This window comes from Liquorilactobacillus satsumensis DSM 16230 = JCM 12392 (genome assembly GCF_001435195.1).
In the GTDB taxonomy this organism is placed as follows: domain Bacteria; phylum Bacillota; class Bacilli; order Lactobacillales; family Lactobacillaceae; genus Liquorilactobacillus; species Liquorilactobacillus satsumensis.
Genome location: NZ_AZFQ01000036.1, coordinates 34,505 through 47,974, shown reverse-complemented (window position 1 = coordinate 47,974; position 13,470 = coordinate 34,505). Strand labels below are relative to the sequence as shown.

The 13,470-nt window shown below is 33.1% G+C and carries 13 protein-coding genes; all 13 read right to left on the bottom strand.

What is annotated here, in order from left to right; genetic code table 11:
- Positions 1-28: 28 nt before the first annotated feature.
- Entirely contained in the window at positions 29-1,954 is a 1,926-nt protein-coding gene (locus FD50_RS05130) for a BglG family transcription antiterminator (protein ID WP_056960671.1), read from the bottom strand.
- A 37-nt stretch (positions 1,955-1,991) separates the two neighbouring features.
- Complete coding sequence (locus tag FD50_RS05125) at positions 1,992-3,440, bottom strand: glycoside hydrolase family 1 protein (protein WP_056960670.1); 1,449 nt, start codon at positions 3,438-3,440, stop codon at positions 1,992-1,994.
- Positions 3,433-3,792, bottom strand: coding sequence for a PTS sugar transporter subunit IIA (locus FD50_RS05120; protein ID WP_056960669.1), 360 nt, complete (start codon positions 3,790-3,792; stop codon positions 3,433-3,435). Before FD50_RS05120 ends, FD50_RS05125 begins: the two co-directional genes overlap by 8 nt.
- A 75-nt stretch (positions 3,793-3,867) precedes the next feature.
- On the bottom strand, positions 3,868-5,109 hold the full coding sequence (locus tag FD50_RS05115) for a PTS sugar transporter subunit IIC (protein WP_056960668.1): 1,242 nt from the start codon (positions 5,107-5,109) through the stop codon (positions 3,868-3,870).
- A 2-nt stretch (positions 5,110-5,111) separates the two neighbouring features.
- The gene (locus FD50_RS05110) at positions 5,112-5,423 is read right to left on the bottom strand and encodes a PTS sugar transporter subunit IIB (protein WP_054756846.1); all 312 of its coding nucleotides are present in this window, start codon (positions 5,421-5,423) and stop codon (positions 5,112-5,114) included.
- Between the two features lie 283 nt (positions 5,424-5,706).
- Positions 5,707-6,720 carry an alpha/beta hydrolase gene (locus FD50_RS05105; RefSeq protein WP_056960667.1) on the bottom strand — a complete coding sequence of 338 codons (1,014 nt, stop codon included), beginning with the start codon at positions 6,718-6,720 and terminating at the stop codon, positions 5,707-5,709.
- Positions 6,721-6,736: 16 nt separating this feature from the next.
- Positions 6,737-8,608 carry a beta-glucoside-specific PTS transporter subunit IIABC gene (locus FD50_RS05100; RefSeq protein WP_056960666.1) on the bottom strand — a complete coding sequence of 624 codons (1,872 nt, stop codon included), beginning with the start codon at positions 8,606-8,608 and terminating at the stop codon, positions 6,737-6,739.
- A gap of 16 nt (positions 8,609-8,624) precedes the next feature.
- A complete protein-coding gene (locus FD50_RS05095; RefSeq protein ID WP_056960665.1) occupies positions 8,625-9,467 on the bottom strand; it encodes a PRD domain-containing protein in 843 nt (280 codons plus the stop codon).
- A 494-nt stretch (positions 9,468-9,961) separates the two neighbouring features.
- Positions 9,962-10,774, bottom strand: a complete 813-nt coding sequence (locus tag FD50_RS05090; protein ID WP_054756837.1) for a class II aldolase/adducin family protein — start codon at positions 10,772-10,774, stop codon at positions 9,962-9,964.
- Between the two features lie 16 nt (positions 10,775-10,790).
- Positions 10,791-11,030 (bottom strand): hypothetical protein, encoded by a 240-nt coding sequence (locus FD50_RS05085; RefSeq protein WP_056960664.1) that lies wholly within the window; start codon positions 11,028-11,030, stop codon positions 10,791-10,793.
- Between the two features lie 27 nt (positions 11,031-11,057).
- A complete protein-coding gene (locus FD50_RS05080; RefSeq protein ID WP_056960663.1) occupies positions 11,058-12,443 on the bottom strand; it encodes a PTS galactitol transporter subunit IIC in 1,386 nt (461 codons plus the stop codon).
- A 14-nt stretch (positions 12,444-12,457) separates the two neighbouring features.
- Positions 12,458-12,793 carry a PTS sugar transporter subunit IIB gene (locus FD50_RS05075; protein WP_056960662.1) on the bottom strand — a complete coding sequence of 112 codons (336 nt, stop codon included), beginning with the start codon at positions 12,791-12,793 and terminating at the stop codon, positions 12,458-12,460.
- Positions 12,794-12,817: 24 nt separating this feature from the next.
- Positions 12,818-13,288 carry a PTS sugar transporter subunit IIA gene (locus FD50_RS05070; RefSeq protein ID WP_056960661.1) on the bottom strand — a complete coding sequence of 157 codons (471 nt, stop codon included), beginning with the start codon at positions 13,286-13,288 and terminating at the stop codon, positions 12,818-12,820.
- Positions 13,289-13,470: the final 182 nt, after the last annotated feature.

The window sequence follows — 13,470 nt, the reverse complement described above, 5'->3', positions numbered from 1 at the left end:
TTTTTATTTTCGAGGATCCTCCATCTTTTTAATCAAGATTATTCTTCATAAATTGATAAATTTTATTCAATAATTCATCAGAAGATTCAGAGTTATATAGCATATCTACATTGTAAATATCACTTAATACCTCAACCAACTGTTGAAAAAAATCATTAAATATCTGTGCATCTTTAGTATTTTGAGCTACAACAAATGCAAATTTGATTCTTTGACCCCCCCATATAACTGGTTTTTCAAACTTTACAATTAATATTTTTGTCTTTAATGCATTCATGTGCATACTATGTGGGATAACTACACCTGTTGGAAAAGCTGTTGTCGACATGTTTTCCCTTTCCAGTAATTCATTTAAAAATTGGCGATCCGCTATATGCATTTTCTCTAAAATCTGAGTTGCATATTTTAAAAAATTTAATTTTGAAAATGGTTCTTTAAATTCATTAAACTCTACTAACTCTGCAGATAAATAGCAACTAATCATTTCATTTAATTTCAATGTTTTCTTTGAGCTAATTATATTTTTTACCACCTCTTCAATTCTTTTCAAGTCGTTTCTAGTTGGCAAAGGATGCACATTAATTATGTTCCCACCAATTCTCTGGTCATCCCCACTAACTATAACTATGTCAAACTTGTCAAAATTATATTGGTTAAAAATGTTTGTTGTTACTTCCAACTCAATTTCTGAATTATCAAGATTTTGTATTTTAGAAATAAAATCATTCAAGATTTGCTTATATTCAGGAATAATGGCCAATATATATACTTTCTCCTTTAATTTTTGCGTTATTATTTCCGGAGAATCTAAAAATGCACCAATATGCAGAGCCAATAAAGCTATTTCGGAATCATTGAACTTGATTTTTAGTTTAGAACTCAAACAAGATCCAATGTAAACTGCTATATCATAGATAATAGGATATGTTATCTTAATCTCAATTGCCTTACTGTTACTAATTAATTCCCCATTTTCAGACCTGTTTACTAAGCCTTGTACGTGCAACGCTAAGCGATCAAAAAATTCCGGCTTATTCAACTCGATTAGAAAATTTTCCGACACATCCTTCAAAGTCTGATGCAAAACAACCGCGACATCTTCAGCTACAAATTTTTCAACTGCATTATTTGCTGTATTCTTGACCGTGTTTCCTATAAATAAAATTGCCAATTGTTCAATATCACTCTGGTAAAAATATAAACGCATGTTGTTTGGAAGTTTATTTATAATTTCTGAAGCTAATATAACTTCAACGGATTGAGAAGATAGATGGTTTAGTGCTGGATCTAAAGTAACATGTTTCCCATTCCTAATTCGCTCTATCGCGATGGCATAGTGCATCACTATATTTTCCATAACATAAGGTGTCAGGTAAATTTGATGCGAAACACATACATTTTTAATAGTTTTGTACAACACTTCCATTGAGATATTGCCTACAAGCTTTTGCAGAGTATCCTTAAGATTACCTTGTAAATTTCCCTTCCCATACAGCAAAGATAAAATCAACTTTCTCTTATTACGTTCTGAACCAAACAAGTAGACACGATAATGCTTGATCTTAATTTGTAAATTAAATTTAGCAACAAATCTTTTTAAACTCTTAAGAATTAACCTTAATTGAGATTCTGAAACAAAAAGATCATTAGCTAAATTAAAAATACTTTCTCCGGCATCAGATGATCGCAATAGATACATTGTTAGATATTCCTCATTAGAATTTTGAGTTAAGTCTTTCAATTCCTTGTTTGGCAAACTGTCATAACGTCTAGAACTATTAATCGCATACCCATTTTGACTTGACAGTATCAGCCCTGGAAATTTCTGATTAATTACTTTAATATGATTTCTCACAGTTCGAGTCGTTATATTTAAAAGCATTGCCAAGTCCCTTGCTTTTATATGTGATTTAGAACGTAAATAATTAATAATATCATTATCTAAAGATGACATATCGACCCACCTTCCAAGAGAAATTTTTTCAATATTATTAAAGCTCTGCACCATTTGTTGTAATAACATGTTTATACCAATTGAAACTGTCTTTCCTTATTCTTTTACCACTCCCGTGACCTTCGTCGTCTAAATCAACATAAATAAAACCATAACGTTTTCCCATCTGTGCCGATGAACAAGAAACAATGTCTATTGGTCCCCAAGCACAATATGCGAAAATATTTGCGCCATTATAAATTGCCCTTTTCATTGCAGCGATATGCTCAGCTAAATAAGATATTCTGTACTGATCGTGAATTTTACCATCCGCTGATATTTTGTCATACATTCCAAAGCCATTTTCAGCAATCATTATTGGCTTTTGATAGCGGTCCCAATATTGCGACAAAGTATTATAAAGTCCTAATGGATCCACGCCCCAGCCCCATGGATTTGACTTAAGATATGGATTACTCTCTGTTGTAAGCGAATTCATATCATTTTTTTCAGAATTTACCATTTGAGAATAATAGTATGACAAAGCCATAAAGTCCATCGTATTGTTCTTAAGTAATTTTAAATCACTTTCTTGTATTTTGAGATTAATTTTATTTTCTTTAAAATAATTAAGTGCATATTGCGGATATGCTCCGCGCAGCTGAACGTCAGTATAAAAATATTGCATTCTATTTCGTTCAAGTGCTAGAATCACATCTTCTGGTTTACATGAGAAAGGATATGTTGTACTATCTGCCACCATTGTGCCTAATTTTAAAGTTGAATTTAATTGTTTTGCAAATTTTACTATCTCAGCACTAGCTACAAACTGGTTATGGACAGCCTGATATTTGGCTTCTAAATAATTATCAACTTGGTCATAGCAAATCGCAGTAGAATTAAAGGGTTCAAATTGGATTAAATTAATTTGGTTAATAATAATCCAGTATTTAACTTTTCTTTGGTATCTTTCTAACAAAGTTTTTCCATATTTGACAAATAAAGGAATTACATCTCGATTATTCCAGCCGCCATATTTAAGAGTAATGTTAATTGGTGTTTCATAATGAAGCATGGTGATAATCGGTTCCATCCCTAATTCACTAATTTTGTCAATTAAGTTGTCATAGTATTTCAAACCAGCTTCATTCGGTTTTTCCTCATCTCCTGTGGGAAATATACGAGTCCAATCAATAGAAGTGCGAAATGTTTTAAAACCCATCTCGCTTAATAATTTAAGATCCTGAGGATAGGAGTGATAGAAATCAATACCGTGCCTTTTGGGATAGTATCCTTCTTTATCTGTTATATTTTCTTCTACTTGCCTTTTAGTCATACCTTTATGTTGAATTGCTTGAATTTCTTCATTTGTCTTGTCAGGATAGAGTTTGTGTACATCGGCTAAACTCATTCCTTTACCATTAACCTCAGAAGCACCCTCCGCTTGATTAGCCGCGATTGCTCCTCCCCACAAAAAATTTTTTGGCATCGAAAAATCTTTAATCATGTATATCACTCTTTTCTTTTATAGATTTGGACTTGCATAATTTAATTAAATGTTTTGCAATTAGAATTTCACTTTGTGCTGTCATCAAAGTATCCTGGGCGTGACAAAATAAAACTGAATATCTAATTGATCTACCCATTGCTTCTTTTTGTAATGTTTCTGTCTGTAATCCATGCGCTACCACAATTTCCTTATGCGCCTTATCCATTAATTTTTCTGCCTTATTATAGTTATTTTCCGTCTCAACAATCTGTAGCCCCTGTACCATAAAATTACGTGCATTACCTGCATGCACTAAAATGTTCATTGATAATTCATTTAACTTATCTGCACCATTCTTACTAGCTTCCATACATTATTCTCCTATCTCTTTATATTAAAGTCGTTCTGTTAAATACACAGTTCTAATACTAACCATTTAATCGTCTTAAGCCTGTTCCTCCTTCTCCTTTAAAATCAATGATCTGTCATAGGCTTTAAAGAAGGGCCAAAATACCAGCCATGTCACAACGAAAATTATCAAGGTCACAATAATTGCTCTCCAATCCTGTGTTGCCAGATAAGAAGTTATTGGATAAGGAATATACCAGAGCAAGAAAGTTTTACTTGGAATTGAAACAAGATGAAATGCCATTGCTGCATATGCAATGGTAGGTACTAGTAATCCGTTAATCCACATAGGAACCATTAAGTAGGGATTAAATGCAATTGGCGCTCCAAAAACTAAAGGTTCATTAATATTAAAAATAGAGGGTACTATGATCGCTTTACCGATTGCCTTCAATTGCGCTGAATGGCTAAATAACAGCATAATTACAGCTAATGCTAAAGTGGTCCCAACTCCTCCTATGCTAGAGAAAGCGTAAATTGTTTCTTGAGTAGCTATATGTGTTGCCGTTCCGCCAGCAGCTACTTCTTTAGCATTTTGTGCTAATCCTTGCATATAAACAGGATAAATAACGGGCATCATTACCCATCCGCTGATCCCAAACGTGTAAAGAAAAACTGGAATAAAGACAGATAACACAAATCCTGGATAACTTTGTACTATTCCCGACAATGGACTAAAAACCCATAAAATCACTTGAAAAACATCGACATGTATTAATCCAGTTAAGAACCAACCAACAACCATAATAAATGTGATTGGAAGCAAACTATCAAACCATCCCACTACAAAATCCGGAATAGCAGTATCTTCACTAAAAAATGAATGTTTACTAGAAAAATTCATAACACAGCCTACAAACAATCCGGCAATAATTGCGGTAAACATTCCTTGAGCCCCAAATCTCGCTAAAACAAAAGTAATATTTGTCCCAGCTTTATCCAATGATGGGTACAGCAGCATTAGAAAAAAGACGGTTGCAGTTGCACCACTTATTAGTTTATATTTATCATTGTGCTTCTTTTCCATTACATAATATGCAATTAAAAAAGCAACTACTAGTCCAAACATCCCAAAAGAAAAATTGCTGATCATTGTCATATCGGGTACGGCAGGTACAAGATTTCTAATGAGTAAGATAATAGTTATTAGTGAACCTACAAATACCAAAGGCAAAGCAGTCATAATTGCATCTTGAATTGCTGATATCCAAGGGTTCTTGACAATTTTGTTCACTCTTGGTGCAAAAGAATTTTGCATATAGTTCATTATCCGATGCATATTTAATCTTCTCCTTCCATTTTTTGAATCATTTCAACTGCCTTAGGTCCATTTAATGCTCCGTAAATACTTTGTGGAATAACAGCAACTTTGATAGCTTTACCAAGAGTTTTTTGTTCCAACTCTGCCAACATGTATGATAAATGCGGACCAATTAGTAAAATATCTGTATCCTTAATAAGATCATCCAATTGAGATTCACTTGCTGCTTTAACTTTCATTTCAATTCCGCTTTTTTTGGCAGCTTTTCTTATCGCTGCTGCCATAAAACCGCTAGATGCACCTGAACCACAAATCAACAAAATGTTTTTCATAATATAAAACCTTCCTTTCTTTTAACTAACAAAAGCGTATCACTTATGAATACGCTATCATTTAATGTTTTTTCAGGTTGTTAGGAAACAAAGTTCTCTTGGATACACATTATCAAGCTTTGTAAAAGGCAATATTTAAAAGTTCATTGTCACTTTTAAAAAATAAATTAAAAAACGTCTCCATGTGTAAGATGTTTGGATTGATCATCTATATCTTACAATAAAGACGTTTTCATTTAATTATTGTTATTTTTAGACTACACAAAACACGTTATTTATCTTGCTACTCACTAATTAAAATATCAGCAATTACGTTTACTAAATCCTCTGCTTGTTTTAGAGTTCCTAATCTATCAAAAAAGCCATGATCAAGGCCTTTATACATTATCAGATCAACATTTAGGCCTAAGGATTCTAATTTCTTAGAGAAAAAAATGTTACTTTGGAGAAAGTAATCAAACTCAGCTTCCACAAGAGTTATGTCCGGAAAATCTTTAAAATTTTGTGCATATACTGGACTGATCAATGGATTCTCTGCTACTTCAAAAGTATTATACAAAACGTTAATTATTTTTGTTAATAAAGCAAATTTATTTAATCTTGTGTGAATGTAGCTTGAATGCTCCTTAGCAATCGTATATCTGGAATAGTCCCACTTATATAATGTTTTTTTTATCTCGGTCATATCTAAGGCACCATAGATTGAAATAATTCTGCGAATAATGTGCCTTTTATCCTTCAATCCACAAATAACTGCCAAATTTCCGCCTGCACTATCGCCCGCAACATATAATTGCGAGTCATTGAAATTTAATATAGCTTTATTATTTATAATCCATTCGAGTGATTCTACGACATCACAAAAGGCTCCCGGATATGGAGTTTCTGGTGCCAATCGATATCCAATCGATATAACAACGCAGTGACTTCTTTCGGCAATTAATTTGCATTGATTTTCTACTGTTTCTAAAGACCCACCAATAAACCCGCCGCCATGTAAATAGACCAGACATTTAGTCATATTATATTTGTCTCCGCTTGACGTCTCATACTTTCTAGCTGGAATAAGCCTATTTGTACATGGAATTAAAAAATCAGTAACTGTCACATTTTTCTTGCTGAGATCCCTACTAAAGGATCCCATCCCATTTCTTAAAATCTTCAGATGGATATCTTTTATAGTTATTTTTTTATTGACCTCCTCATCAAGAATGCAGGGTCTCCTTTTAGTTCGTTCTAAAACCTGAGGATCCAAAAGCCCCCACCTTTCCCCGTATGCCGAATTTTTAATAATCATATTGACTAGCTCCTTCTTAATCAATAAAACTTGCTAATTCATCCTTGGCTGAAACATGTTCACCTATCTTAATACTTTTAATCTCTGTAACTGATGTAGAATTAATTAAAGTTACAATTACAGAACTATCGTAACCCTTAGCCGCAATCTCTTCAAAGTTAGCAATACATAATGGCTCACCCTTTTTTATCCTTTTATTCTTCTGAATTGGATCACTAAATTGTTCACCGTTTAAATCTACTGTATTAATTCCGATATGAATCAAAAATTGTCTCCCATCATCTGTTGTAATCCCATACGCATGCCTTGTTGTATAAGTTACAGTAACAACGCCATCCACTGGGGACAGCACACTTTGTCTGGTTTTATTTGGCTTAACTACTAATCCCTTTCCTAAAGAACCAGATGCAAATACTTTGTCAGCAACATCTGCTAATTTTTTAACTTCACCATCCACAGGAGAATAAATCACTAATGGTTCCCAAGGTTCGCCCTTCTCTTTATTACCAGATACAGACGTAATGTCGACTTTCGCGGGAGCTTCACCACTTGCTTCAATATTTTTATCAAATCCAAAAAAGTAGGTTAGTACTGCAGCTACTAAGAACGCTGCAAAATAGGCAACTATAAACTGCAAAAATCCATGTCCAAAATAAACTGGGAAACTTGGAACACTTGCAACCGCTACCGCAGTAGCCCGAGAACCCGCTGCACCAGCAATTGCTCCTCCAAGGCCACCCCCAATCATAGCCATTAGAAAAGCTCGTTTATATTTCAAAGTAACACCATAGATAGCAGCTTCAGAAATACCAAAGAACCCCATAATCGTCGCAGAAGACGAAATTTTTTTCATAGTAGAATTTTTTGTACGCATTAAAATACCAAAAGCTGCTCCTGATTGTGCAATAATACTTGGCCCAAAAACAGCCAAAATAGTATCATAACCATATTTTTGAATATCAGAAAAAATAATTGGAAATAAGCCCCAATGAATTCCAAAAACAACCATTGCTTGAGCAAAGAATCCTATAAATGCGCCTGCTATCATCCTATTTAGACCATACAAGTTCATATATAAACTTGCTATTTCATTGCTCAAAATCGAACCTAAAGGTCCAAATAAAATAATTGTTAAAGGGACAAGTAAAATTAGAGAAATTAAAGGAGCGAAGATATTTTCAACTGCTGAAGGAATTGTCTTTTTCATAATTTTTTCGAGATACTTTAATGAAAAAATGGCAAATATAATCGGAAAAACACTACTTTTGAATGTTGCTATGTCAATTGGCATATTTAAAAAATCAGTTGTTTTACCATACAAAGCAGCTATATTCGGGTAAACTAAAGAACCACCTATCGCTAATGAAACAAAAAGATTTGTTTTTAATTTTCGTGCACATGTAACCGCCAAGAACATTGGCAAAAAATAATACAGACTATCTCCTGCAGCATTTAAAATTGTATATGTACCTGAAGTAGCCTTCATCCAATTTAAAGAGGTAAAAATAGCCAATAATCCCTTTATAATTCCTGAACCAATCAATACGTATAGAATAGGCGTAAATACACTGGAAACAAAATCGATTAACGCATTAAAAATATTTTTCTTATCTCTCCTTTGAATAACAGAGACTTTATTATCAACATCTATAAGTTCATTCATTTCGTTGAAAATATCGACAACTTTGGGTCCAAAAACAACTTGATATTGTCCTGCAGCTTTTACTACAGAAATTACACTTGGAATGTTTTCAATTTTATTTTTATTTGCCTTCTTTTCATCTTTAAGCTGAAATCTCAATCGTGTGGCACAGTGAGTGAAAGACTGAATGTTTTTTGCTCCACCTAGTTCTGCAATCAAAGTTTGTGTTATTTCTTTATCATTCATATAATTCAACCTTCTATCATTTATTATTTAAAATAATTCTTTGAATATGAATTGTTAAATACGCCTGTTCACTTTTTGACAATTCAACTTTACGTGTTTTCTTTATATATTCTGTTATCTTTAGCGTACATTTAAATGCTCGTGGCATTTTTTGAGGTAATTGATCGTAAAAGAATAGTGTGTTTTCATCTTCTTTTTCCCCATACAAAATTCTCTTTGTTAAAAATCTAAGATGTATTACAAACCGCACATAGTTAAAGGAATTAACGTTATATTCAATGTTGAAATAATATTTCACTATGTTCAAGATATCGGTAATTGTTTTGATGGCCACTCCCATATCAATTTTTTTGTAATTACCTTTAAAATTATCAACGATGTGAAATGTTAACATTCGTGCTTCTTCACTTGGAATAGCAACTTTAAAGAAGTCATTTATTTTTTCAAGTATTTTAACTGCTTCTTTATATTCATTAGGATAAATATCTTTGACATCCCACAATAAAGAAGTATTAATACTGCCCACTCCTTCTTTAAAGCGCGTTACTGCAAAATAGATATGATCTGTAAGCGCGATATAGATATTATCATTTAACTCAATTTGCAAAACTTCTTTTAATTTTCTCACTATGCTATCAGTAAACTTTAAATATTCATAAGGTATTTCCGTAACAACTTGAATTAACTTATTCTGATTATCTTGAGTATCTAATTTATAAATTTTTTCGATCTTATCTTTATCAACTTCTTGTCCTCTTTTAGTATTAAAACCAATTCCGTTACCTGCCAAAATAATATCTATGCCGTTTTCATTAATTGCTAAAACTGCATTATTATTTAATCTTTTCTTTATAATCACCTGAGCCTACATCCCCTTTCACTCATATGTTTTTATACCTACTAAGATTTTCACCTTCCTTAATTTATAAAACAAAAAACCCACTAAATCATGTGAAGATTCTTAAAAAAGAATCCACAAAATCTAGTAGGTTATGCCAGCAATACCTGTAACAATTCCTATTAATGTTTACGCTTTCATTGTAGGACTTAGATTCCCGTCTGTCAATAGATACTCTAAAATTTAATTAAGTCACTCGTAGTTCAACAGTAACTGGAACGCCTTAAACAATTAATCAATTTTTTGATGCTTTGCAAGTAATATTATGATGAGTTTATTTTATCCCATATTAAGTTATTTTAGTTTTCTCTATACCAGACTAAGTCATAAATTTCATGGTAAAAATTTTATTGATTGCCTCTTTTTTCACTTTGAAAACTTGCAACTTAGACTATTTATAAAGTTATTCATTTTAAAGAGCGGAAAAATATGCTTTATTAATTAATAGTATTACATTAATCACCATTCACAGTAACTGCTTTAGAGTTAGAGTACTTCGTTACTCCCTGACCCGCATTTTTATTATAAATGGCTTTGCCAGCAACTAAATCCTTCAATGTACCTACTCTAGAACTTTCAGAATAAAAGCCGTCTATAATTCCAAGGCTTTGAAAGACTGCCTGTTTATAAGCAATTTCTGCGTTCCATTCAGCAGTATCCACAATTGCTAGAGCCTGATGAACAGCTGACAGACCATCCATAATTTCATCTTTTTTCCCGACAGTAGCCAAAATACCATGACTGTTAAGCAAATATAAATGCATTAATCCAGCGTCGCCAATTTCACGAATCTTATCACTAACAAGGTCAGCAAGTGGCTCGGAACAGTTTGGTTCATAATTTAATGATTCTATTTTTTTAAGCTTCTGAGTTGCTTCAGTAATGTTAGGTTCATTTAAACCACTCGTAGCCCAAAACATACTATTCTTTGCGTGAGAATGAAAAACCGACCGAATATCTGGATTAGCATCATAAACTCCTTCATGAAGGTTAATTTCACGAGTCAATTTTCCTTCCCCAGCGATAATCCTGCGAGTATGCGGTTCAACAACTAAAATTTGTTCTGGATTCAATTCTCCAAGATAAGCCTGCGACATCATCGTGGGTGTCATAATAATGTAATCTTTACCATCATCATTTCTAACTTTAAACGAAAAGTTTCCTCCCGCAACATTAGTATCATTGCGTTTCATAGTAATATTAACAAGCTTGGCTAAGTCTTGGCGTTCGTGTTCAAAAATAATACGTCCATCTGGTGCTTTGATCATAACTATTACCTTCCCTTCATTTTTGCTTTTTAATTGAAATCACACGTGCTTCTATAAGTTTTTGTTTCAGATACTTTCGTCTCTCCTTGCCTTTAGTAAATAACACATTTGATCCATAGTACTTAATCAGCAGGCCAAAAATAATAACAAATATATTAATCCAATACTGGTGTAATAAAGCAGCTAATCCAAATAATATGAAAGTTATAAAACTTATAAATGTCCAAATTCTTTTACTTTTTCCCAAATCTGGCATTGCTACAACATCACCTTTTTATTTTAATTATTTAGCTACTACACTTTTAGGATTTTTTTTGATGAGTTGTTCCTTATATTTCTTTGATGGCACTGGATTTTTCTTAAAGGATCGATAGACAAACCAGAATAGTATTAGCAAACTAACTAATCCTATCCAAGCAAAAATATTTCCAGTAAAAGCCTTACTCATCAAGAAACGTAGATCAGGAGCTTCAATAGAACTCCAAGAAACTAAACTTCCCTTTGGAACATTTACAGCTCCTGTATCTCGGGCTAACTTAGTGAATACATTAGTAAAATAGGTACTGCCATATAAAAATAATGGCTGATAAATGATACCCAAAACTAACATTCGTAGTAAGTTACCTCCAGTTAACAGAAGTCCCCCAACACCCAAACAGTAATTAATAACGCCAGCGATAGGAAGGACTTGATTTCCAGGAAGAATCGCTGCAAAAGCAATACTTACAGGAATTAATACAACCATAGTAACCCATAGTTCAGTACTCTGACCTAACACAGGCCAATCAAGACCAATAACAAATTCTCTATTTTTAAAACGATTTTTCATGAAATTACTCATTGTTGTACCGAACGGAGTTAATGAATCCATAAAAAATTTAGCCATTACTGGAAAAATAGCCATAACCGCTCCTACTGTAATAGCTAAGCTTAAGGCGTTAGCAATAGTGTAGCGGCCAGCAAGACCAATAATTAACCCGATAATCGATCCCATAACAACCGGCTCTGATAAAATGCCGATTTTCTTTTTAAGTTCTTTTGCGCTCCATCTATAGTTAAATATTGGAATAAAGTCCATTAATCTATTTACAGGCCACATAATAATAGCAGTGAATGCTTCAATATGAGGGACTGTAATGCCTGGATAACCTAACATATTTTCAATTTCTTCGCTCCACATGTCTCCAAGCTTTAAACTAATTATGGCTTGTATTACACCCGCGATAAACGCCCATATATAACTTCCTGTTGCAAAGTAAACCATATAACCAGTAAGTGCTAATCCCCAGACATTCCACATATCTGCATTAACAACATTTGTAGTTTTTGTGACTAACATCACTAAATTCACACCAATTTCAATTGCAAAAAATACAAATGCTACAGCCCAAGCCCATGTAATGGCTGAAGCTCCAGTCCAGCCAAAGTCAACCGCAGGTAAATTAATACCCGTATTTTTCGCCAAAGCCTTAGTAGCAGGCGTAACGATTGTAACTAGTTGGTTAATTGCCATTGACATGCCTATGAAGCCCACACCTAAATAGAGTCCTGAAAGAACCGCTTTAGATACTTTCATACCAAAAAATAAACCTAGGATCATAATTAATATAGAAATAACAACTGATGGACCTGGTGATAAAATAGCTTGAACAATACTATTCCAATTCATACACTCTCACCTCTTCATTGAGTTGGTTTTTGTGTTGCTAGTTCTACAGCTGCAAGCACTTTTGCATTTGCTTCATTTTCACCTATGCCTGTGAGCCATGGAACCCCTACAATTTCAGTAACATTATTTTCTTCAATAGTTTCACGTAAATCATCATCTGCTGGCGCAATGCCAACATAAACAATAATGTTTGGGTTGGTTTCGATACGTGACTTAGCAGTTTCTACAGGATGCGGCTCGGCCTGTACTACATCATCAAGTTCCTTATCAGCCAAAAAATCATTAATTTTATTAGCTACTTGTGGACTAGTAGCAACCCCAGAACCACAACATACTAAAATTATTTTCATATTAATCTCTCCTAACTAAATAACTTATACAGCTATTTGTGCAAATTTATTAATCATTAGCTTTACCATCACATCAGAAGTATCAATTTTTTTAAAATCATCAACAAATGATTTATCCTGAAAAGATGCAATTATTGATGATAGAAGGCCCACTTGTTTCTGAGGTTCTTTGATTCCGAGAAAAAGAAAGTTGTTTACTTCCATTTCTTTAGAATCTCCCATCTGAAACCATTTAAGTGGAAACGCGTTTTTTGCAACATAAATAAATGGTTTATTAATATAGATTGAATCAACATGTGGCAAAGCTAACTTAATATCAGAAAAAATTAATCCAGTTGGATACTGTGCCTCCCTTTTTTTCAACCCCCTCACATAATTCTCATTAGCAAATCCCTTCTCATGTGCATCCTTTCCAATAAAGTCGAACAATTCATCTGCATTATTTACACAAACATTTAGATTGACCAAACTCTTACTAAACATTGATTCATACATTACTTTACCTTCTTTCTTTTGTGTTCACCTCTTAAAAATATGTTTGACTTTGTTTCAATTAGTATAGTAAACGCTTTCTTTACGATAGTCAACACTTTTATAAAATTATTTCTAAGTCACATCTATCTCTATATAATCAAAAGAATATAGTTTTACAGTAAAAATAAGTAAATATATTAAAA